At 71.0% G+C, this 21,545-nt stretch carries 19 protein-coding genes; 3 read left to right on the forward strand and 16 right to left on the reverse strand.

Translation table 11 applies throughout. The annotated features are described in order from the left end of the window. Positions 1-61 precede the first annotated feature (61 nt). Together VHU88_07365 and VHU88_07370 are read left to right on the forward strand one after the other, a co-directional pair. Positions 62-487 carry an isoamylase early set domain-containing protein gene (locus VHU88_07365; GenBank protein HEX3611491.1) on the forward strand — a complete coding sequence of 142 codons (426 nt, stop codon included), beginning with the start codon at positions 62-64 and terminating at the stop codon, positions 485-487. 285 nt (positions 488-772) lie between these two features. Further along, a complete protein-coding gene (locus VHU88_07370; protein HEX3611492.1) occupies positions 773-1,039 on the forward strand; it encodes an Lrp/AsnC ligand binding domain-containing protein in 267 nt (88 codons plus the stop codon). 80 nt (positions 1,040-1,119) lie between these two features. On the opposite strand, the gene VHU88_07375 is transcribed toward VHU88_07370, so the two are convergent. From VHU88_07375 to VHU88_07400, 6 genes are all read right to left on the reverse strand, one after another. Then, positions 1,120-2,586, reverse strand: a complete 1,467-nt coding sequence (locus VHU88_07375) for a hypothetical protein (protein ID HEX3611493.1) — start codon at positions 2,584-2,586, stop codon at positions 1,120-1,122. A 25-nt stretch (positions 2,587-2,611) separates the two neighbouring features. Then, positions 2,612-4,252 carry an AMP-binding protein gene (locus tag VHU88_07380; GenBank protein ID HEX3611494.1) on the reverse strand — a complete coding sequence of 547 codons (1,641 nt, stop codon included), beginning with the start codon at positions 4,250-4,252 and terminating at the stop codon, positions 2,612-2,614. Then, positions 4,233-6,305 (reverse strand): acetate--CoA ligase family protein, encoded by a 2,073-nt coding sequence (locus VHU88_07385; GenBank protein ID HEX3611495.1) that lies wholly within the window; start codon positions 6,303-6,305, stop codon positions 4,233-4,235. Before VHU88_07385 ends, VHU88_07380 begins: the two co-directional genes overlap by 20 nt. Continuing rightward, entirely contained in the window at positions 6,302-7,876 is a 1,575-nt protein-coding gene (locus tag VHU88_07390) for an FAD-dependent monooxygenase (protein ID HEX3611496.1), read from the reverse strand. The genes VHU88_07385 and VHU88_07390 overlap by 4 nt, the downstream gene beginning before the upstream one ends. Before the next feature lies 1 nt (position 7,877). Further along, positions 7,878-8,690 (reverse strand): fumarylacetoacetate hydrolase family protein, encoded by an 813-nt coding sequence (locus tag VHU88_07395; GenBank protein HEX3611497.1) that lies wholly within the window; start codon positions 8,688-8,690, stop codon positions 7,878-7,880. Positions 8,691-8,763: 73 nt separating this feature from the next. Beyond that, on the reverse strand, positions 8,764-9,834 hold the full coding sequence (locus VHU88_07400; protein HEX3611498.1) for a cupin domain-containing protein: 1,071 nt from the start codon (positions 9,832-9,834) through the stop codon (positions 8,764-8,766). A gap of 248 nt (positions 9,835-10,082) precedes the next feature. Here VHU88_07400 and VHU88_07405 point away from each other — a divergent pair, with 248 nt between their 5' ends. Then, positions 10,083-10,880 (forward strand): PaaX family transcriptional regulator C-terminal domain-containing protein, encoded by a 798-nt coding sequence (locus VHU88_07405; GenBank protein HEX3611499.1) that lies wholly within the window; start codon positions 10,083-10,085, stop codon positions 10,878-10,880. Between the two features lie 12 nt (positions 10,881-10,892). Here VHU88_07405 and VHU88_07410 read toward each other — a convergent pair whose 3' ends face one another. The 10 genes from VHU88_07410 to VHU88_07455 are packed head-to-tail and all read right to left on the reverse strand — an operon-like array spanning position 10,893 to position 21,536. After that, complete coding sequence (locus VHU88_07410; GenBank protein ID HEX3611500.1) at positions 10,893-11,387, reverse strand: hypothetical protein; 495 nt, start codon at positions 11,385-11,387, stop codon at positions 10,893-10,895. Further along, positions 11,384-12,166 carry an ABC transporter ATP-binding protein gene (locus VHU88_07415; GenBank protein HEX3611501.1) on the reverse strand — a complete coding sequence of 261 codons (783 nt, stop codon included), beginning with the start codon at positions 12,164-12,166 and terminating at the stop codon, positions 11,384-11,386. Before VHU88_07415 ends, VHU88_07410 begins: the two co-directional genes overlap by 4 nt. Then, a complete protein-coding gene (locus VHU88_07420) occupies positions 12,163-12,864 on the reverse strand; it encodes an ABC transporter ATP-binding protein (GenBank protein ID HEX3611502.1) in 702 nt (233 codons plus the stop codon). The genes VHU88_07415 and VHU88_07420 overlap by 4 nt, the downstream gene beginning before the upstream one ends. Further along, complete coding sequence (locus VHU88_07425; GenBank protein ID HEX3611503.1) at positions 12,861-14,813, reverse strand: ABC transporter permease; 1,953 nt, start codon at positions 14,811-14,813, stop codon at positions 12,861-12,863. Before VHU88_07425 ends, VHU88_07420 begins: the two co-directional genes overlap by 4 nt. A 13-nt stretch (positions 14,814-14,826) precedes the next feature. Next, positions 14,827-15,657, reverse strand: a complete 831-nt coding sequence (locus VHU88_07430; protein HEX3611504.1) for a hypothetical protein — start codon at positions 15,655-15,657, stop codon at positions 14,827-14,829. A gap of 2 nt (positions 15,658-15,659) precedes the next feature. Then, positions 15,660-17,000, reverse strand: a complete 1,341-nt coding sequence (locus tag VHU88_07435) for a hypothetical protein (protein HEX3611505.1) — start codon at positions 16,998-17,000, stop codon at positions 15,660-15,662. Next, positions 16,993-18,465: an ABC transporter substrate-binding protein gene (locus VHU88_07440; protein ID HEX3611506.1), complete on the reverse strand. Its 1,473-nt coding sequence runs from the start codon at positions 18,463-18,465 to the stop codon at positions 16,993-16,995. Before VHU88_07440 ends, VHU88_07435 begins: the two co-directional genes overlap by 8 nt. Before the next feature lie 53 nt (positions 18,466-18,518). Then, on the reverse strand, positions 18,519-19,634 hold the full coding sequence (locus VHU88_07445; protein HEX3611507.1) for a phosphotransferase family protein: 1,116 nt from the start codon (positions 19,632-19,634) through the stop codon (positions 18,519-18,521). A gap of 10 nt (positions 19,635-19,644) precedes the next feature. Beyond that, positions 19,645-20,679: a tyrosine protein kinase gene (locus VHU88_07450; GenBank protein ID HEX3611508.1), complete on the reverse strand. Its 1,035-nt coding sequence runs from the start codon at positions 20,677-20,679 to the stop codon at positions 19,645-19,647. After that, a complete protein-coding gene (locus tag VHU88_07455; protein ID HEX3611509.1) occupies positions 20,676-21,536 on the reverse strand; it encodes a hypothetical protein in 861 nt (286 codons plus the stop codon). Before VHU88_07455 ends, VHU88_07450 begins: the two co-directional genes overlap by 4 nt. Between the last annotated feature and the right edge of the window lie 9 nt (positions 21,537-21,545).

Raw genomic sequence — 21,545 nt, forward strand, 5'->3', positions numbered from 1 at the left:
TCTTCGGGACAGGATCACCGGCGAGGGAGGCAGCGTTGATCGTGACTCCCGGGGACCGGCAATGATCGCCCACGGGCGGGGGCCCCGGCCCGGGACCGTGGTGGTGACCTTCGTGATCGTCCCGCGCCCCGAGCACGCCGCCGGGGCGATCTCGGTGGTGGGCGACTTCAACGACTGGGACCCGGCCGCGCACCGCTTCACCCGCGGCGCGGACGGTCGCTGGCGCACGAGTGTCACGTTGCCGGTCGGCGCCTGGCACGCCTTCCGGTATCTGGCCGAGAACGGCGACTGGTTCGACGAACCCGACGCCGACGACCGCCGCGACGACGGACACGGGCGCATCAACTGCGGCCTGGACCTTGGTCGTCCCGACCGCCTCGAGGCCGCCGGCGGGGTGCCGGCACCGCCGCCTGCCCCGGTCCAGGAATCGCTGCGCCAGGTTCCGAGCGCCACGCCCTCGCCCTGGCGGACCCCCGCGCCGCGCTGAGCTCACGGACCCCTCGGCGTCGGCACCGCGTACGGATCCAGGCGTTCCGCGTCAGGAACACGTCAGGACGGTTGCGCTCCGGCCCATCGGCGAAATTCCATCTCCTCAACGGAATGGGACCGGGCCAGGGGGACGGATGGACGAGCTGCGCAATCGCTGCGGGGCTGCCGATGCGGCGGTGGTCGGGTGAACGGGACCTTGACCCCGCCGTCCCGACACAGGCCGCGCAGCCAGTCGGCGGCCGACCTCGTGGCACGTCGGTTGGTCCACCGCGGCGGTCAACCGATGAGCGCTCTGGTCCAGGTGCGGCTCGACCCGTGGACCCGCGTTGCTGAGTTCGTGCACCAACTGGTCGAACTTCCCTACGTGCGGGAGGCGATGGTGCTGGCCGGGGACCACGACCTGGCCGTGGTCATCGACTGCGCCGACCTGACCGACCTCGACGCGACGATCCGGCAGTTGCGCGGGATAGGTGCCGAGGAGACGGTCACCCAGATCGTGCTCCGTACCGTCCCAGGCCCGGACAGAGAACCTGGGGCTCAGCAGCCATGACTCGCATTCTCAACCGCTGCGCCGCCCGGCTCCGGCCGGTGCTGCCACCCCAGTCGTCCTCGCCCGGAAGTGACGGAACGTCAGCTACGTCTTGTGCGCGTCCCGTCGAACCAGAACTCGGGCACCGTCGAGTCGGTTTCGACGAGTCGGCCGCAGCGGCCGATCGGTTCGTTCTCCGGATCGGTGAGTTCGCGCAGGGTCGCGACGTCGCCCACTGTGCCCGCAACCCGGGCACCACCGTTCGTCCGACCGATCACCCAACCATGCTCGGGTATCCCACCGCGGCTGAACTCGGCTGTGTACGTCTCCACCGTCAGACTCTCGGCCGCGCCGTCGTGCCACGCGGGCCCCGGCTCCGGCGCAGACAGGCGGGAGAACTGCGGGGGCACGACGCTGCCGCCCAGCACCGCAGCGGCGTGTTTGGTCAGGTACTCGCCGTTGGCGTGGATCAACGCGCGGCCGCCCCGCGATCGTAGGACCTCGACCGCGCGGGCAACGGCGTGCAGGGAATAGCCGTTGCCCGGACCGCCGAACGCGTTCATCCCGCCGGTGACGGTCAACGGACGATCGTCGGAAATGCGCAGGGCCAGCGCCGCGAGTTTCGGGACGACAGGGAAGCAGGAGTAGAGGTCCAGCGCGGTCAGGTCCTCGACGGTTGTTGCCGTTTCCTTCAGGACAGTGTCGAAAACACGTTGCAAGCCCGCGGATCGGCTCAGGTCCGGGCGGTCGAGCACGTCCCGAGAATCTGCGCCGCAAGCCACTCCGAGCAGGTACACGCCGCCCGGCAGTACGTCCGGTGCGGTCAGCAGCACGGCGGCAGCCTGGTCGACGGCCAGCAGGGAGTTGACCCGCAACGGGTAGGGCCAGCAGACCATCCGGTTGGCCGGGCTCGGCGTCAAGATCTCCTCCGGCTCCAGCCGGCCCGGGTTCCAGGCCGCAGCGACCTCGTCGGCCACCTCGGTGAACCGCGAGTAGATCCGACCCGTCCAGCCCTGGGCGACCGCGAAGGACTGCCCCAGCCGGGCCCGCAGGGCGTTCTCGAACAACGGGTAGACCCGCACCGGCCAGTCGATGCCCAGCCGCCGCATCCGTTCCGTGCCGCGCCAGTCGTCCGGCACCTGGAACACCCCGCCGGGGTTACGGCTCCACCCGGGTTCCACCTTGGTCACTGCCGCCTGCCGCAATGACGCCAACGCCTCGGCTGTGCACACCAGTTCCACCCGGCTGGCCCCGCTGCTGATCCGTTCCGCGGCGGCGGCGATCAGGGTCAGCGGGGTGTCGCCGCCGACCGGCCCGACCTCGGCCCACGCCGGCTTCACACCCAACCGGTCGGCGAGGCGGCCGGCCAGGTCGTCGTACTGCCAGGTCAGCTGCTGGACTACCGAGATCCCGTCCAAGGCGGAGAGCAGACCCGGCTCACCCGAGTCGGCTGCGGCCGCGTGCGCGGCGGCAGCCAGCAACGCGATGGGCTCCGGCCCGATGCCGGCGTCCGCGGGGCCACGCAGTGTTGCCACACCGGTGACCGCGACCGGCTGCGCCATGTCCATTCGCGCAGCCTAACTGTCCCAGGACTCAGGACCGGCGACGCGCGATGTCCTCCCGCAGGGCCTTCTTGTCCACTTTCCCGATCCGGGTCAGCGGCAAGTCCTCGACGAGCACGAGGTGCTCGGGCAGCTTGAACCGGGCCACCTTCCGTTCCTCGAGGGCCGCGCGGATGTCGTCCAACGTCGGCGCGAGCCCCGGGTGCGCCACGAGGTAGAGGCAGACCCGTTCCCCGAGGACCGGGTCCGGCATGGCCACGGCGGCGACCTGACTGACCGTCAGACTCTCCAGCACCAGGTTCTCCACCTCCTCGGCCGAGATCTTCTCCCCGCCCCGGTTGATCATGTCCTTGTCCCGGCCCTCGACGATCAGGTTGCCCTCAAGCGTGAGCCGGCAGATGTCGCCGCTGCGGTACCAGCCGCCGGCGGTGAAGGCCCGGGCGTTCTGCTCCGGCGCGCGGTAGTACCCGCGCGGGGTGTACGGCCCCCGGGTCAGCAGCGAGCCGGGCGCCCCCGGCGGGACGTCGACGTCGTGTTCGTCGACCAATCGGATCTCGTCGGCCGCGGCCATCGGCCGCCCCTGGGTGGTGCAGACGACCTCGGGCGGGTCGTCGAGCCGGGTGTAGTTGAGCAGTCCTTCGGCCATGCCGAAGACCTGTTGCAGCACGACGCCGAGCGCCGGCCCGATCCGTCGGGCATGCTCGTCCGACAGCCGCGAGCCACCAACCTGAAGCACTCGCAACGGGGCCAACTCCCCCGCGCCCTGTTCTTTCGCGTGCTCCAGCCAGGTGATCGCGACGGCCGGGACCAGGGCGGTGTGCGTGACACCTTCGGCCGCGATCAACGGGAAAACCCGGTCCGGGCGCGGGGAAGCAGCCAGCACCACGCAGCCGCCGACCAGGAGCGTCCCGAGGATGCCAGGGCAGGCCAGCGGGAAGTTGTGCCCGGCCGGGAGGCAGACCAGATAGCGCGATTGCGCGTCCAGTCCGGCAACGGCGGCGCTGGCCCGGGCGTTGTAGGCGTAGTCGTCGTGGGTCCGGGCGATCAGCTTCGGCAAGCCGGTCGTGCCGCCGGAGAGCAGGAACACCGCCACATCGCGCGGGTCCGGATGGTCCTCCGCCGCGAGCCGCTCCGGCCCGTGGGCGCACACGGCCCGCAGATCGATGCTCTTGGTGTCCAGGTGATCCCCGGCGACCAGGACGTGCCAGGGGCCAGCCGCGCCGTCGCGGAGTTCGTGGGCCAGTCCCTGGTGGTCGAAGCCGGAGAGCGAATCGGGCACGGCGATGCCGACAGCCTCCGCGTGGGCCGCGAGGTGGCTCAACTCGCTGTGCCGGTGGGCGGGCAACGTCATGACCGGGACCACTCCGGCGCGCAGGCAGGCCAGCGTCAGCACCACGAATTCGGTGGTGTTGCCCAGTTGCACCACCAGTCGGTCGCCGCGGCGCAGGCCCAACGCGCGCAAACGGGCGGCCGCCGCTGCGGCGCGATCCATCAGCTGACGGTACGTCAGACGCATTGCCCCGTCGACCAGGGCGAGCGCGGCCGGCCGCAGATCGGCGGCTTCGTCGAGGAGATCGGACAGCGTCCGGCCGGCCCAGTAGCCCTCAGCGACGTAGCGCGCGACGTAGTCCTCCGGCCAAGGCACGAGGTGCTCAGCGATCGGGGTGGCCATCGGTCTCCTCATCGGTGCGGACGACGGCGTCCAGCGCGGTCAGGCCGTCCGGACCCAGGCGCAACGGATTGACCTCGATCTCCAGCAAGTGGGGGTTGCTCGCCAGGAGGTACCCGAGGCCGACGAGGATCGTTGCCAGCGCGTCGCGGTCCAGGGTCGGCCCACCGCGCCAGCCGGCCAACAACGCCGCCCCGGCCAGTTCATCAGGCATCTCCGCCGCGTCGTGCGCGGTCAACGACGCCAGCCGCACGGCCACGTCGGCGGTGACCTCCGCGGCCACGCCACCCAGGCCGAGCAGCACGATCGGGCCGAAGACCGGGTCCCGTCGCGCGCCGATGATCAGGTCGACCCCGGGCCCGGCCATCCGCTCGACGAGCACCGCTCGGGCGCCGACCGCGGCCAGGGCGTCCCAGGCGCGGTCCAGGTCGTCCGGGGTTCGGACGTCCAGGTGCACCCCGCCGATCTCCGTCTTGTGCAGCACGTTCGCGTCCAGGATCTTCACCGCTACCGGCCCACCGAGGTCGCCGAGCGCGGCGTGGGCGGCCGCCCGGTCGCCGCAGGCCCGGCGCGCCGGAACCGGGACGCCCAGCGCTTCCAGCAGCTGCTTGGCCCGGTGCTCGTCAAGCGGACCGGTCGGCACGGACACGGTCCGCGGCGCGCGGTCGAGGATCGGCCGCGTCATGCGATGCCGGGCGCGCGCATCACGCACCAACGCCGCGGTGGCCGCGGCCAACGCCGCCGGGGTGTCGACCACAGCCACGCCGGCTCGACGCAACCGCGACCGCGTGGCCCGGACGTCCGAACCGGCGCCGCCGATGCCGAACACCACCGGAACCGTCGCGGGCGCGTTGCCGACCGCGGCAGCCAGGTCGACTGCCCCGGGCTCGTCGAGCGCGTACCCGGCGACCAGGTCGACGCCAGGGTCGGCGGCCACGACGCCCAACACCGCACCGAAGTTGCGTCCCGGGCGGCCGGTGTCGACCGGGTTGCGCTGGAAGGTGAGCGGGGGCAGCAGTCCACCGAGCCGGTCCACCGTCGACTTCGTCAACTCCGGCACCGGAATCTGACGGCCTTTCAGCGAGTCGAGCAGCAGCAGACCCGGACCGGCCTGGGCGATCAGCACCCCGACGCCGGGCGCGGGTGCCGGGGCCAACCGGCGGACCGACAGAGCCCCGACCGCGTCGAGGAGTTCCCGCTCGTCGTCGACGAGAACCGCACCGGCCTGGGCCAGCGCGGCCCGGGTCGTCCGCCACGAGGTCGCCAGCGCACCGGTGTGCGAAGCGGCGAACTCCGCCACGTCGTGCCGGCCCACGACCAGCGCGACGACCGGCTTCATCGCGGTCAGCCGGCGCAGCGCCCGCACCAGGCGCGGCCCGTCGGCGACCGTCTCCACGTGCAGGGCGACCGCCGTGGTGTCCGCGTCGTCGCACAGATGCTCCAGAACATCGGCCGCGCCGACGTCCACCCCGTTGCCGATCCCGACGGCCAGGCTCACGCCGTGCCCGGTCTCGGCCAAGCTGAATGCCAGGGCGTGGTTGACCCCACCGCTGGCGGCCACTACCGCCACGCGCCCGGGCGGCACCTCGGTGGTGCCCGGTACGAAGCTGGCCCGCAGCCCGATCGGTGGGGCGAGGAACCCGGAGGTGTTCGGGCCGAGCAGGCGGATTCCCGACTCTGCAGCGGTTTCGGCCAGCCGACGCTGCAACGCCACGCCCGCCGGCCCGGCCTCCGCGAATCCCCCGCCGCACACCACTGCCGCACCGACTCCGGCGGCGGCGGCCTCGGCGAGCACCTCCGGGCAGGACATGGCGGGCAGGCACAGGATCGCCAAATCCACCGGCCCGGCCGCGGCGGCCGCGGCGAGGTCGACGTGCATGCCGGGAGTCCGCGGGTTGACCGGGGCAACGAAACCGGGGAACGACTCCAACGAGCGCAGCAGTGCCGCGCCCAACTTGCCCGGGTCGGCCGAGGCCCCGACAACGGCGATCCCGCGGGGTCGGAACAACGCCCGCAGGCCCCCGGTCCGCGCCCGCGCCGGGGCGGGCGCGGTCACGCGAGACCTTCGGCGGCGACGAGATCGGCGCGGCCGGACAGGACCGCGGTCACCGCCCGGTCGGGATCGCCGTCCGGATCGATCAGCAGCGCCGGGGTCTTGTGGTGCATGCGTGCCCGCTCGCACAGCAGGGTGCGGGTGAACCCAGTGCCGCCGTGCACGGCGACGAATGTCGGGTCGCCGTCGGCCAGCACGGCCAGCACGGCGGCCGCTTCCGACAGGCCGGCCTCGGTCTCCGGCGCGGCCAACCGCGCGGCCCACGGGCGGGTGCCCGGCGGGCGCTCGTGCAGTGGTGACCCGCCCGCGGCGACCGGTACCCCGGCGGCGTGAACCACCGGGACCCGGCGGTTCGGCAAGCTCAGTCCGGCGTGCTCGAACGGGGTGTCCAACACCTGCGCGCCGTGCGTTGCCCGCCAGGCCCGGTGGGCGGCCGCGACGAATTCCGGGTCGCGCCGGCTCAGCCGCGCGTCGGTGATGCTGCGGGTCAGGAAGTGGTAACCGAACTGCCAGGGCGCGAAGTGGTCGTGGTAGCGGCCGAAGTTCTCCCACCAGGCCAGGCTCGGTCGCGCCGAGTCCTGCACGGCACGCACGGAGGGCTGCGCGGCGGCCTCGTACGCCGCCAGCGCGGCAGCAATGTCTGACCTGTGCTCAGTCAGCGCCGCGCACAGCGCGACGGCGTCCTCCATCGCCATCTTGGTGCCGGAACCCACGGAGAAGTGCGCGGTGTGCACGGCGTCCCCGAGCAGTGCCACCGGCACGGGGTGCAGGGTGGTCCAGCGGGCGGTGCGGCGGGTCCGGAAGTTCCCCCAGCGGGAGTTGTTGGTCAGCAATCGAGCCCCGCCGATCTGCTCGCCGAACAGTTCTTCCAGGTACCGCCGGGACTGTTCATCGCTGGGCCCGGGCGCCTGCTCCACGTCGAACCGGTCGAGGCCGGCGGCGTGCCAGGACTGCTCGTCGGTCTCCACGATGAACGTGGACACCTCGTCGCTGATCGGGTACCCGTGCACGGCGAAGACCCCGTGCGGACCGCGCTCGTGCAGGAACGTGAGCCCGTCGAACATGTGGTCGACGCCGAACCAGATGAACTTCGCGGCCGCGGTCGTCACGGTCTCGCCCAGGTCGACGCCGGCCTCGGTCAGCTCGCAGCGCACGGTGGAACCGGTCCCGTCGGCGGCCACGACCAGGTCGAAGTCGCGCAGCTGCGCCAGGCTCGCCGGCGTGCTGAACCGAAGTGCGGCGCCGACGTCGGCGGCGCGCTCCTGCATCAGCCGCAGCAGGGTGTGCCGCACGACGGAGGCCATCCCGTTGCCGCCGCAGCGGATCCGTTCGCCCTTCAGCCGCACCTCGATGACGTCCCAGTGCCGGCCGTGCCGGTCCAGGGCCTCGCGCAGGACCGGGTCGGCGTCATGGATGTTGGCCAGCGTGCGGTCGGAGAACACGACGCCGAAGCCGAAGGTGTCCTGCGCCCGGTTCCGCTCGAACACGGTCACCTCGACGTTCGGGGCCGCCCGGCGGAGCAAGGTGGCCAGGAACAGGCCACCGGGCCCGCCGCCCACCACCGCGATTCGCACCTCAGACCTCCTCGACGCAGACGTTGCGGCACTGGCCGATCCCGTCGATCCAGGTGACCAGTTCGCTGCCCGGGCGCAGGTACCGGGGTGGCTTGCGGGCGTGCCCGACCCCGCCCGGCGTGCCGGTGGCGATCAGGTCGCCGGGCACCAGGGTCACGATCGCGGAGATGTAGGCCACCAGTGCCGCCGGGTCGAAGTGCAGGTCGGCGGTGTCCGCCGACTGCATCTGCTCACCGTCGACCGTGCAGCTCAGCGTGCCCGGTTCGGCGTCGGTGACCAGCCAGGGCCCGACCGGGGTCGAGTGCTCGAAAGTCTTGCCCTGCAACCATTCCACGGTTCGGAACTGGAAGTCGCGGGCGGTCACGTCGTTGACCACGGTGTACCCGGCGATCGCGGCGCGGGCCTGCGCGAGGTCGGCGTGGCGGACCGGGCTGCCGATGACGACGCCCAACTCGGCCTCCCAGTCCACCTCGGTCGAGCCGCGGGGCAGTACGACCGGATCGTGCGCGCCAACCAGAGCGCGGGCGAACTTGGCGAACAGGGTCGGGTGCTCGGGCAGGTCGCGACCCATCTCGGTGATGTGGCTGCGGTAGTTCAGCCCGACGCAGACGATCTTCTCCGGCCACGGCACGACCGGCGCGTAGTCGAGCTGGTCGACAGCGTGCCGCGATCCATCGGCCGCGGCTGCGGCGGCCCGCCAATCCGGCCGGCGCAGCAGTGCGCCGACGTCGGGGTCATCGGTCTCGACCGCGAAATCGTCGTCGACCCGCACCGCGTGGGTCGAGTTCGCGACACGAATCGTCGCCAGTCTCACCGGCGCACCTCCGTAGGTCCCAGCGGGCTTGATATCGGTGGACACTGCGACATTTGTTCACTCGCAAGCTCGCTCACGGGATCTCCTTCCGGGCCAGGCCCAGCGCTTCCAGGACCGGTTCGTCGGAGAACCGGAACGCGTCCAGGCCTGCTTCGCTCTCGAGTTGGACCGGCGCCCAGGACGGCACCGCGAACAGGTCACCGGCGCTCAACCGGTAGGTCTCGGCGCCGACGTGAGCGACGCCGGACCCGGAGAACACCTGCCACACAGCGGATCCGGCGATCCGGATCCGCACCGTCGCCGCGCCCGGACGCAGTCGGTGCATCTCGCACCGCATTGTCGACAGGCAGTCGCCGCCGGTCGCCGGGTCGGTGAACCGCACCGCGGCATGGCCCGGCGAGACCACTGCGGGGTGCCCCTCGTCCTCGAGCTCCAGCTGTGCGCGCAGTGCGGCGTCGGTGTGCTCCCAGCGGTAGGCCAGCAGCGGCGACGCGGTGCCGCGGGCCGCGCCCAACGGCGTCAACCCGGGATGGCCCCAGAGGCGTTCGTTACGGGATGCGGCAGGCGTCTGACGGGTACTCAGTTGATCCGGCCCGAACTCGAAGAAACTAGCCTCCAGCCGCTGGATCAACGGGATGTCCAGCCCGTCGATCCAGGCCATCGGGTGGTCGGTGGTGTTGTGGTGCTCGTGGAAGTGCATGCCCGGGGTGAGCAGCAGGTCCCCGCGACGCATGGCTACCGGGTCGCCCTCGACGTTGGTCCACACCCCGTCGCCGTCCACGACGAATCGGAAGGCGCTCTGCGTGTGGCGGTGAGCCGGCGCCTCCTCCCGCGGCCCGAGGTACTGGATCGCGCACCACAGGGTCGAGGTGGCGAACGGTGCGCCGGCCAGCCCCGGATTCGCCAGCGCGATCGCCCGTCGTTCCCCGCCGCGCCCGACCGGGACCAGCTCACCGGACCGGGCCGCCAGCGGGTACAGCTGTCCCCAACGCCAGAGCATCGGCATCGCCTCGGGTGTCGGCGCCTGCGGCATCAGCCCGGCCAGTTGGGTCCACAGCGGCGCCAGGTGTGCCGCCGCGAAGTCGGCGTACAACTCCGCCAGGGCAGTGGCTTCGTCCGTGTTCGAGGACTCGGTGGCCGTCATCGTTTCTCCCGCTGCTCGGGTCGCCCGTCCGCCGCCGGGGCCTGCCCCAACGGTGGCGTCTCGTAGTTCCCGCCGTCGATGAGTCCGAAGTCTGCCGCCCCGATCCGAAACATTCAACAGACGTCCGGTGGATGTTTGAAACAGTTCCGACACCGGGTGGTCTCCGCAGGTGTCGGACCGCCCGGACCCGCCGGCCCCGGCCGTAAGCTGCCGCAGCAGAAGTCGAGGCCGGAGCAGAGGGGACGGCGGTGAAAGCGCGCTCGCTGGTGTTCGACTTGTTCGGCGACTACCTGCGCTACCGCGGCGGCGCGGTCCGACTGCGAGCGCTGATCGAACTGATGGGCGCTTTCGACGTCCCCGAGCCCTCGGTCCGCGTGGTGGTCACCCGCATGCGGTCCGAGGGCTGGCTGCAGGGCACCCGCAGCGGACGCGAGGCCAGCTACGGGCTGACCGACGCATCCTGGCGGCTGCTCGACGAGGGCCGGTCGCGGATCTTCGACCGGGAGCGGAACGCCTGGGACGGCTGCTGGCACATGGTCATGTACCAGGTCCCGGAGACCGAACGGGCGCTGCGTGAGCAGATGCGGAAGAAGTTGGCCTGGCTCGGGTTCGGGCCGATGTCCGCATCGGTCTGGGTCAGCCCGCACGACCGCACCGCGTCGATCCGCGACGAGTTCGGGGGGCACGAGACCGTGTCGCTCGACGTGCTGCACGCCCGGTCCGACGGTCCGGCGTACGACCGCGACATAGCGCTGCGGTGCTGGGACCTGGCGGCGCTGGACCACGACTACGCCGAACTGCGCAAGCAGTACGAACTGAGGTTGACCCGCTACCGGGCCGGCGAGTTCAGCGGCCGCGGCGCGCTCACCGAACGAATGCTGCTGGTCCACGACTACCGGATGTTCCCGTTCCGGGATCCCGACCTGCCGCTGGAGCTGCTGCCCACGGCCTGGTCCGGACGCGAGGCGCACGAAGTGTTCCTCGAGGCCCACGAGTCGCTGCGCGGCCCGGCCGAGGCCTACGTCGACGAAGTGCTGGCCGGGTAGGTGCCCGGGGGCCTACTTCTGTTGCAGGCTGTCCAGGTAGTCGGCGAACTGACTGGCCGTCAGATCGAACGGCTGCAGGACCGGGTGCAGAGCGGTCGCGCCGGCGCGGGTGCTCGAGGACATCGCCGAGAGCACGCCGTTGGCCTGTGGGTTGAACGCGGCGAAGGGGGCGGCGCCGGACCGGCCTGCCGCGATCATCTGCGCGGCACCGGGCTGCGTGGCGGCGAACGCCTGCGGCCCGGATCCTTCGGCCAGGAACACCTGCTTGGTCAACGGCGCCGCCTGCGCCGGGAACTGCGCCAGCCCGAGGTTCGCCATCGAGGTCCCGATGCCGTAGACCTCCGGGATGGCCAGCTTCGAGCCGGTGGCCATGTAGTCCATCAGGTTGGACCAGCCGGTGACCCGGGGCGGGTCGTCGGCCGCGGCGGCCCGGGCGCACGGGGCGAGCGCCGGCCCACCGACGAGCAGAACCACCAGGGGTGCGATGTGACGGCGGGTCAGTCTCATGCCACAGCCTCCTTGCCGAGATAGGCGGATCGGACGTCCTCACTGGCCCGGACGTCGGCCGGGGTGCCGGCCATCAACGGCCGGCCGAAGTCGAGCACGAAGATCCAGTCGCAGATGTCGAGCACCAGGCTCATGTCGTGCTCGACCATCAGGATGCCGATCTCCCGCCGGTCGACCAACTCGCGCAGCAGCCGGCCGAACTGGTGGCTCTCGGCCGGGTCCAGGCCGCTGGACGGCTCGTCCAGCAGCAGGACCTGCGGGCGCCGGGCCATCGCCCGGGCCAGCTCGACCAACCGGCCCTGCCCGGTGGACAGCGATCCGACGACCCGGTCGGCCAACGGCAGCAGACCCGTGTCGGCCAGGACTTGATCGGCCGTCCGGCGCATCTCCCGCCGCCGGCCGCGGCCCGCGTGGCGCAGCCCGAGCTGCGAGATCGGGTCCCAGCTCAGCCAGCGGGCCTCGGCGGCGAACTCGACGTTCTCCCGCACGGTCATCGAGGTGAACAGCTCCAGCCGCTGGAACGTTCGGCCCAGGCCCAGGCGAGCCCGGGACGACGGGCCGTGCCGAGCGAGGTCGGTGCCGTTGAGTCGGACTGTGCCTGCGTCCGCGACCTGCAAGCCGCTGCACACGTTGAACAGCGTGGTCTTGCCCGCGCCGTTCGGGCCGATCAGCCCGGTGATGCGCCCGGGCGGGGCGTGCACCCCGACACCGTCCAGCGCGGTCAGGCCGCCGAACTTGACGACCACGCCGTCGGCCCGCAAGCCCTCCGCAGCGCTCATGCGACACCTTCCCCGAGGTAGCGCTCGAACACCGCGCCGCCCTGGCACTGCGCGGGCTCGCCGACGAACACGATGCGGCCCTTCTGGAGCACGTAGACGTAGTCGGCGATCGCCAGCGCGCGATGCACGTACTGCTCGACGATCAGCAACGAGACGCCCTTGGCCCGCAACACCTCGATCGCGGCGAAGATCTCGTCGATCACGACCGGCGCCAGACCCACCGACAGCTCGTCGATCATCAGCAGCGACGGGCTGGTCACCAGGGCCCGGGCCACGGCCAGCATCTGCTGCTGGCCACCGGACATCGTCCCGGCGATCTGCTTCAGCCGCTGGCCCAGCACTGGGAAGTATTCGACCGCGGTCTGGACCGCCGTGGCACGATTCTTTCCGCGCACGTGCATCGCCAGGTTTTCCGCAACCGTCAGGTTGCGGAAGATGCCTCGACCCTCGGGGATCAGGCACACGCCGGCGGCGACCCGGTCGTGCGGCGCCGCGGTGCGCAGGGACTCGCCGCGCCACACCACGTCGCCACCGGTGATCGGCACCAGACCGGCCACCGACTTGAGCAACGTCGTCTTGCCCGCGCCGTTGGAACCGAGCAGGGCCACCGCGGAACCGGTTGGGACGGTCAGCCCGACCTCGTGCAGCACCTCGGTCCGGCCGTACCCGGCTCGCACGCCGCGCAGTTGCAGCGTCATCTGCCCACCTCTCCGGCCAAGCGCTGCCGCGCCCGTGACCGGTTGGCGGCGACCCGTGACGGTCCGTCAGCAGACAACCGCGCCCAAGCGGTAGTGGCGCGCAACATGTCCAGCCCACCGACCATCCCGTTCGGCGCCTGGGCGAAGAGAATCGCGCCCAGCCCGAAGGCGACCGTCTGGTAGTTGATGACCTCGGCCGAGGTGAAGAACGCCGCGACGACCACCAGCAGACCGGTAGCCAGCACCGCTCCGCCGAGCGTCGCCGCCCCGGCCGCGACAAGCACGGCAACCCAGATCAGCGAGTGGAAGAACGTGAAGCTCGACGTGCTCACGCTGGTCACCTGCGCGCCCAGCAGTCCACCGGCGATCGCCGCGAAGAATCCGCTGGCGCAGAAGACCAGCGCCCGGGCCGCCGTGGTATTCACGCCGAGGGTCTCCACCGCGACGTTGCTGTCCGCGGTGGCGCGCAGCACGCGACCCAGCCGGGTAGCCCGCAGGATCTCGATCGCGACGATCGAGACGACGGCGATCACCAGCACGAACCAGTAGAACGAACCGGTGCCGTCGAGCGTGTGCCCGAACACCCGGGGACGCTGGATCGCGATCTGTCCGGCGACGCCGAACACGGCCCCGGTGCCGAACAGCAGGTTCTGGAACAGCACTCCGAAACCGAAGGTGGCCAGGGCCAGGAACAGCCCGGACAGCCGGACGGCGGGGATCGACAGCAGGCCCGCGATCGGGACCACGATAAGCCCGGACAGCAGCAGTGCGGGCAGGAACGGAACGCCGTGCTGCTGCAGGTGGCCGAGGGTGGTGGCGCCGAGCGCGACGAAAACCGCGTGGCACAAGGAGATCTGTCGCGACAGGCCGAGCAGCAGGCTGAGGCTGCTGAACACCACGAGCATCGCCAACGCCGTCGTAGCTGTGGTGATCCGGCTGTCCGTGGCCACAGCCGGGACGACCGCCGCGACGGCGATGATCCCGCCGATGACCCAGACCGGGAACCGGCGCGCGCCGGCGGTCAGCGTCGCGACGGTCCTGCGCGGCGCGCTGTTGCGGGTCAGCTCGGTGAAGCTGCCCTTCCTGCTGACCAGCAGCACCCCGAACAACGCGATGAACGGAAGGCTGTTCGGGATGCCCGCCAGCCAAGGGTGCGAGTCGGCGACACCGCTGACCCACTTGGTCGACAGCTGGCCGATCACCCCGAGCCCGATCGCACCGGAGTAGGCGATCGGAAGACTCGTGAGTCGGCCCAGTGCCGCCGCACCGAAGGCCTGCACGACCAGCAGGGTCAGCAGCAGTGCGTCGACGCCGAGGATCGGGGCCAACAGCACACCGGCCAGGGAGGCGAACGACGAGCCGAGCATCCAGGCCAGCGTGGTGGTTCGCGATGCGTCGGCGCCGGTGAGTTCGGTCAGGTGCGGGTCGTCGACCACCGCGCGCATGTCCAGCCCGGTCTGGGTGCGCCGGAAGAACATCGCCAGCGCCAGCCCGGCCGCACCGGCGATCAGTGTGATCGCGATCTGGTCGTACCCGACGTTGACGCCGGGCAGCCGGACCACCCGCGACGGGAAGATCTGCGGGACCGGTCGGTTGGTCGGCCCGTAGCCGATGATCACCAGGCCCTGCAGTGCGACCAGCAGGCCGATGGACACAACCACGTAGGCCGCCGAACCGGCACCTTGCAATCGCCGGAACAACGCCCGGTCGACGATCACCCCGATCAGCGGACCCAGCCCGAGCACGACCAGCAGCAACGCGACCACGCTCGGCAGGCCCCAGGAGACCGTCAACGTGTAGTACGCGTAAGCACTGACCATCGCGATCGTGCCGTGCGCGAAATTGAACACCCCGGAGGTCGTGTACGTGACGACCAGGCCCATCGCGGCCAGGGCGTAGATCGACCCGGAGGTGATCCCCAGGACGAGGAATGGCAGATAGTCCCGCATGGTCTCCGCCTGCCTACCGGTCCGCGCCCAGGCACAGCGCGCACCGCTCGACGTCGGCGGGCAACTCCTCCGCGCCGAGCAGAGTCTCCTCCGCGGCGGCGAGCATCACGCAGTCGGCCAGGTGCACATAGCGCCCGCCCGGGATTCCGACCAGCGCCCGGGTTCCGCCGGCCACCGGCGCGACGGTCTCGGACTTGGTCGCTGCCCGCTCCAGGAATCCACGGAGCAGGACGCTGCGGCGCACTCGCAGTCGGCGGCGCAGGCGCAGCGGCCCCGCGGCCGCCCCGAAGCCGCACACGACCAGACCGACCACCGCGATGGCCGTCGCGGTGAAGGCCGAACTCGGGCTGGTGACCGTCGCGGCCCGCAGGTAGCCCGAGACCAGGAACGCCAACGCCACCAGGGCTGCCGCTGCCGAGACCCCCAGGTTTCGCAGCATGTCCCGCGGCAGCAACGCCGCCCCGCCCGACTGCACGCGCAGCGCCGCAGCGGCCGGGACCGGGGCCGGTCGGTAGGCCCGGGTGGAGCGGTCGGTGCCGGACCGGTCGGTCTCGGCCTCCACCGAAGGTGACTCCCCGTCAGCCAGCTTCAGGATCGCGGCCTCGATGCGGTCGAGCTTGCGCCATTCGTCATGCATGTCTGCCGACATGTACAGCGTGGCCCCGACCCCGAGCAGGAAGACCCCGCCGAGGCCGCCGGAGACGAGGTACGCCAGTTCCTCGGCCACGTACGGCGAGGACGCCACCCCGTGGTACCCAAGGATCAGCGTGACGATGCCCGCGATCACACACACGATTGCGGCCACCCGGTCCCACTGCGATCGCAGGATGGTCAGCAAGTCCACGGCTACCGCACTCCCTTAACCCGCCAGAGCAACGAAAACAGCAGTGCCAGGCACGCCCCGACCGCGGTGATCAGGTAGAGCGCGCCGATGCGGCCACGAAGGCCGGTCAAGGAGGCGACGGTGTTCACCGTCGGCGCGGCCGCCAACGACACGGTCCGCCGCGGCGGTTCGCCGACCGGAGCCGCGAGGACCGTGGGAATTCCCCCGGCCCCGGCCGCCGGGTCCGTACCGAAGCCGATCGGCGCAACCGCCGGCCCCGCGGCACCCGCCCCGACACTCGGTGTGGCGGCGCCCGTCACAGCCGGAGCACTCGCTCCGGTGAGCGGTCCGCCTCCGGACAACTCCGCCAACGGCGTCAACGAGTTGGAGTCGCCGAGGATCCAGCTACCGGCGTCGCCGATCACCGTGCGGGCGACGCCCACCGGTGATCCGTGGAACGGCAACGCACCGCGTTGCACGATCTGGACGCCGGCCGCCGAGGCTCCCCCGGCGACGTCCTGGGCCCCGGCCAACGAGACCGTCAACCCGGACTGCTTCAGCGCATCGTTCACCGCGTCCAGCGCGGGCTTGTCGGCCGGGCCCTGACCGGCGGCGGGAAGCACGATCCCGTTCGGTCCGATCCCCACCTCCTGCCCGAGCACCGAGGCCCCGGTGACGTCGGTGGTCGACGTCGTCGTGGGCCTGCTCTGTCCGGGCTTCAGCACGCTGATGCTGCGCACGTGCACCTCGGCGATCTTGAGCACGCCGATGTCGATGCCTCGGGTGAGGCTGTCGGCGGTCGAGGTCATCGTCCCGTCCGACGCGATCTCGACCGCGGAGGTCTGGGTGGACCCCGTGGTGCGGACGACGCCCGCGGTCGGGCCCGCCGCGCGGGCCGAGGAGTGCGCGGTCCGGTCGTGCGAGGCCGCGTCGATCGCGAGGGTCCCGGTGGCGTCCTGCGCGGACGCTTTCTGGGTGAGGTTCCCGTCGGTCACCACGTAGAACGGGTAGGTGAACGGGAAAGCCTGCCCGGTACCGACGTTGGCGACCGCGGGCAGGTTCACGACCGTGTCGCCCGGATACGGCACCGAAGCGAACGACGTCGCGCCGCCGGTCGCGTTGACCACGGACTGCGAGATCGGGCCGCCCCCGTCGAAAAGTTGGTCGACGACGAGGAACCCGGGCAGGTCGTAGCTGGTCCGAACGCCGCTCGCCGTCGCCGTCCCCACCGCGGCACCGGTGCTGTCGGCGGGTGCGGCAGCCCGCGCGGCCGGCGTCAGCGCGAGGCCGCCGCCGACCACCGCCAGCACCCCGGTGGCGGTGGCCGCGCAGCGCACCGCGCGCCTACCCACGGCGCTACGCACCGGGTTTCCAGTCCGGCGCACAGACGAATGCCCCACCGCGTTGGAGGAATCGACCGCCGGAGAGCACGACCGGTTCGATGCACCGGTTGGTCTGGGTCCGGTCGTCGCCGGTCGGGAACGTGACCCCCGGCAGCAGGCCGCCGAGCTTCTCGTCGTGGACCGAGTGCAGCAGAGTCAGCATGTCGGCCGAGGTGACGTTGTCGGCGTTCAGGTACTTGTCCGCGTACTTCGCGAGCAAGGCGCCGAACACGAAGGCTCCGGCGCCGACGTCGCCCATCGCCTTGCCCGGCTGGAATCGCGCCATGGCGTCGCGGTAGTCGGCCATCAGCGGCGAGGTCGAGTAGGCAGGAGTACGGCTGGCCAGGATCAACCCGTCGAGGATCGGACCCTGATCCAGGGTCGCCTGGATCCCGAGGTTGTAGGTGCCGGACAGGACCGGGTGGTAGTCCTGCTGGGCCGCGTTGCGGGCGACCCGACCGACACTGGCGCTGTCGAGCAGCAGCACGACCACGTCGGCGCCGGCGTTCTTCGCCTGGATCAACTGGGCCGTGTAGTCGGGCTGCACCAGGGAGACCTGCGCCTTGTAGACGATGTGCATCCCTTGGTACGGCAGCAGTTTGCTGAAGCTGTCGATCTGCTGCGCGCAGGTCGCGGCCTCCTGGCAGTACAGGACGCCGAGGTTCTTCTTGTCGGTCTGGGCCCGGATAGTGTCGACGAATCCCCAGGCCTGGCCCACATCCGCGCCGTTCAGCGGGTTGAACACCATCGAGGAGTGGTCGCTGGAGATCGCCGCACCGATGCTGCCGATGACCGGCACACCCTTGGACTTCAGGTACGGCAACGCACCGTCGAGTTCCCCGAAGGTGTACTCGTTGAAGATCGCGACCGCGTGCTCCTGCTCGACGCAGCGCTGCGCGATCGCCTGAGCGTTCGCCGCGGCCCCGCCGTCGTCAGCATTGATCATCTTGACCGGGTGCCCGGCCAGCCCGCCGTGCGCGTTGACCCAGGAGGCCCAGGCCGCGTTACCGATCGGAGCGGGCCCGGAGACCGCGCCGAGCACGCCGGAGGAGTTCCCGAACGAGCAGAGCACGATCGGGCTGCGCGGCCCGCTGTGCACCGCGGCGGGCACCGCCGCCGCGGCCGGAGCAACCGGGGCCGCTACCGCAGCCGCGGCAGGTGCAGCCGCGGCGGTGGCGGTCCCGGATTTCTTTGCCGCAACGGCCTTCTGCCCGACCGCAACCGGCGCCGCCGCGGGAGCGGCAACCGCGGCGGCAGGTGCGGCGGCCCGGGTGAAGCTCGGTACCCCGGAGGTGTCGATCGCCGCGGCGCCGGGCTGCGCGGGCGCGGCCACGGCTTGCCGGGAGGCCAGTTCGGCCTCGCTGAAATAACTCCCGCAGCCGGCCATGGACAGGCTGCTCACGACCAGCAGAATGCCGATCCGCTGACGGGGAAGATGGCGTCCCATGGGTCCTCCTACGACCTGGCGAGTTCTGCGCGACCGCGCCTGATGGTCACGCCTCACCGGTTCCCGATGAACGACTGCGCCGCGCCGGTCGGCGCGGGTGCGCCGATGAACTTGGCGAGCATCTGGCTGGCCGGGTTGTTGAACTTCATCGGGGCGTCCGGCGGCAGCATCCTGCCGGCGATCATCATGTTGCCCGCGCGGTGCATCAGGATGGACAGCTTCAGCGCGCCGAACGCCTCGTAGAAGTCGGCGTGCTGGACCTGATGCCCCGTCAGTTCGGTGTAGCGGGCGATGATCGCGTCGCGGTCCGGGAAGCCCTCGGGCAGTGGCAGGCCGATGCCCTCGGTGTGGTGTCGCTGCAGCAGCAACCACCAGCCCAGGTCCTGCTCCGGCGAGCCGAGGGTGACCATCTCCCAGTCCAGGATCCCGGCCACGCCGAGCTGGTCGGAGATCAGCAGGTTGCCCAGGCGGGCGTCGCCCCAGTTGAGCACGGTCGGCTCGGCGCCAGGCTTGTTGGCCTCGACCCACGCGAACCCGGCCTCGATGGTGCCGTTGGTCTCGCCCTCGGCTGCCCACGCGTAGGTGTTGCGCCAGTCGGCGATGGACTGGTCCAGCGGGGTGGCGCCCAGCTCCGGGTGGTCCAGGAAGTCCAGGCCCAGCGCCTTGTGGTCCGCGGCGTGCACCTTGGTCAGCGCGATCAGCGCGTTGTCGCACATGGTCGCCCGCTGCGTCGGGCTCAGCTCGTCGAGCACCCACCCGGCCGCGGTGAACGGCGGGTCGTCGGCGGCGATACGGCCGGAAAGCCGTTCCATGACGAGGAAGTGCGAGCCCAGCACATCGGTGTTCGTCTCCACCCACGGCGTGGCCGGCACCGGGGCGTCGGTGTGCTGCGACAGGGCGTGCAGCACGCGCTGCTCGGTGACCAGGTCGTAGCGCGGGAACACGCCCGGGCCCTGCGGAGCGACCCGGGCCACGTACTGCGCGCTGTGCGACCCGGACTCGTCGGTCCAGGAGGCGTTGAACATCAACGTCTCGTTGGACATGCCGCTGGCCTGCGGAATGTCCACGTCGGTGACCGCCACGTCGGTGGCGCCGGGCAGTTTCGTGCTCAGCCAGTCGCGCAGCTGGATCGCGGACTTCTCGGGGTCTCGAGTGTTCGCCAGTGCCATCGCAAGCTCCTCAGCGGTTCTCGGTGCGTGCCTTGACGGCGCGCTGGTAGCGGTCGAACCAGACTTCCTGGTACGTGGCGTGCGTGATCCGGCCGTGCGCGTCGGTCCAGCGGTAGACGCTGTCGTGGAAGGAGACGTTCGGCCAGGCAGGCAGCACGGCGGTGGCGATCGCCTCGCCGGTGAACCGGTGGACCGTGCCGGTGGAGTCCTCAGCCTCGATCTCCTGCCGCAGCGTGGCGAGGGTGATCGGCTGGACCTCCAGGACGTTGCGGCGGACCCGGACCACGTCGAGGGTCTTGTCGCCCTGCTGGAGCCACGCGAAGTGGTGCGTGGGCCGATCGGCGGGCATGTCGTAGATACCGGTCCACGACGGATCGGTGTCGGGGGCCTCGAAGGAGATCTGGTTGAAGATCAGGTCCTCCCCGAAGTACATCGGCGACCAGCCCACCGGTGGGACCGGCACGCCTCCGCGATTCTCCTTGCGTATCTGCCGCCAGGATCGGTCCCGAGGGGCATAACAGTCCACTGCGAATTTCTCGCCGTTCAGAACCAGCTCGCCGACCGCGTGCATGAACTGCTCGCTGCCGCCGGGGCTGCGCCCGGGATCGTCGTGGTGGTGCTCCTCCCCCGGCATGATGTGGCCGCGGGCCAGTAGGGGCGTCACGGCGGTCTGCGTGATGTCCAGCGAGGTGTCGCCGGCCGAGTAGGTCAGCCGCGCGACCCGGCCCGGCTCGAGGAACTCGATGCTCAGTCCGTTGGGGGTGGTGATCCGGTTCCCGTCGACCTCCGGCCAGGGCATCGTCATCTGGTAGTCGAGGTGATCGATGTCCAGCGCCGAGTAGTTCTGCGTACCGCGGAAGATCGCCACCCCGCCCTGGCAGAGCGGGAACGCCGGTTGGTAGCGGACGTAGAGGAACGCACCGATCTTGGCCTCGGGCACCGAGAACCCGAAGTAGTGGGTGTGGATCGTGTACGGGTCCCACTCCTCGCCCGCGCCGGGCCGGGGCAGGATCAGGTCGGACGAGCCGGGATGCGTGGCGATCATCGGGCCACCGTCCCGGCTGCCGCGAGCGGCTGGGTTGTCGGCACGGCTATCGGCTGATCCTGCGCCGAGGTCGACCCCGTGGGCCGGACGACCGCGAAGGAGATCATCCAGACGCAGTACAGCGAGAGACCCAGGCAGGCGAAGCCGGCCAGGTAGGTCCAGAAGTAGGACACGTTGTGCTGGTTGAGCGCAACCCAGACCGGCCAGCCCGCCGCGCCGTTCGCCAGCCCGTCGGCCATCGGGATCAAGGGGATCACAGCCAGCAGCTGAAGCCCCGTCAGATGTTTGCGGACCGCGCAGATCATGGCCCCGGCGACCATCGGCATCACCGGGTTAACGAAGCCCCACCAGAGTGGGAATCCGGCGACCTTGAACGGCTGGTGGCCGTAGTAGGAGTAGGTGTGCATCAGAATGCCGGGCTCCTCGAGCAGCACGTCGACGACGCCGACGATCGCCCAGTACTGGAAGACCTGCTTGCGCGTCATGCCCCGATCGAACAGCCGGTAGGACAGGTAGCCCAACCCGCCGACGTACCAGGGGTAGACGAAGCAGATGTACAGCGGCATCGTGCGGTCCAGCACGGTGAACGTGCCGAAGGCGTTGTTCTCCCGCAGGAAGCACATGCCGAGCACGTCGACGACGGGCTCCAGGGTCGCCGCGAACGCGCCACCGATCAGGCAGTAGAGCAGGATCGGGTCGTGCTGCTTGCGCATGCGCATCAGCGAGTAGACGAACATGGCCGCCAGCGGCAGGAAGATGAAGATGTTGAAGACGGTCTCGGCCGTCTTCGGCATCCGGTCGCCGACCGGCGGTTGCGGGATCGTCGAGGCGTCTGCGACGAATTGCAGCAGTTGCATGATTCTCTC

The sequence above is a fragment of the Sporichthyaceae bacterium genome (assembly GCA_036269075.1).
Lineage (GTDB): Bacteria > Actinomycetota > Actinomycetes > Sporichthyales > Sporichthyaceae > DASQPJ01.

Bases quoted from the DNA above. Each gene is read 5' to 3' on its own strand.
- VHU88_07365 (HEX3611491.1), top strand. From the start codon at position 62: ATGATCGCCCACGGGCGGGGGCCCCGGCCCGGGACCGTGGTGGTGACC.
- VHU88_07370 (HEX3611492.1), top strand. From the start codon at position 773: ATGAGCGCTCTGGTCCAGGTGCGGCTCGACCCGTGGACCCGCGTTGCT.
- VHU88_07375 (HEX3611493.1), bottom strand. From the start codon at position 2,586: ATGGACATGGCGCAGCCGGTCGCGGTCACCGGTGTGGCAACACTGCGT.
- VHU88_07380 (HEX3611494.1), bottom strand. From the start codon at position 4,252: ATGGCCACCCCGATCGCTGAGCACCTCGTGCCTTGGCCGGAGGACTAC.
- VHU88_07400 (HEX3611498.1), bottom strand. From the start codon at position 9,834: ATGACGGCCACCGAGTCCTCGAACACGGACGAAGCCACTGCCCTGGCG.
- VHU88_07410 (HEX3611500.1), bottom strand. From the start codon at position 11,387: ATGAGACTGACCCGCCGTCACATCGCACCCCTGGTGGTTCTGCTCGTC.
- VHU88_07415 (HEX3611501.1), bottom strand. From the start codon at position 12,166: ATGAGCGCTGCGGAGGGCTTGCGGGCCGACGGCGTGGTCGTCAAGTTC.
- VHU88_07420 (HEX3611502.1), bottom strand. From the start codon at position 12,864: ATGACGCTGCAACTGCGCGGCGTGCGAGCCGGGTACGGCCGGACCGAG.
- VHU88_07425 (HEX3611503.1), bottom strand. From the start codon at position 14,813: ATGCGGGACTATCTGCCATTCCTCGTCCTGGGGATCACCTCCGGGTCG.
- VHU88_07440 (HEX3611506.1), bottom strand. From the start codon at position 18,465: ATGGGACGCCATCTTCCCCGTCAGCGGATCGGCATTCTGCTGGTCGTG.
- VHU88_07445 (HEX3611507.1), bottom strand. From the start codon at position 19,634: ATGGCACTGGCGAACACTCGAGACCCCGAGAAGTCCGCGATCCAGCTG.
- VHU88_07450 (HEX3611508.1), bottom strand. From the start codon at position 20,679: ATGATCGCCACGCATCCCGGCTCGTCCGACCTGATCCTGCCCCGGCCC.
- VHU88_07455 (HEX3611509.1), bottom strand. From the start codon at position 21,536: ATGCAACTGCTGCAATTCGTCGCAGACGCCTCGACGATCCCGCAACCG.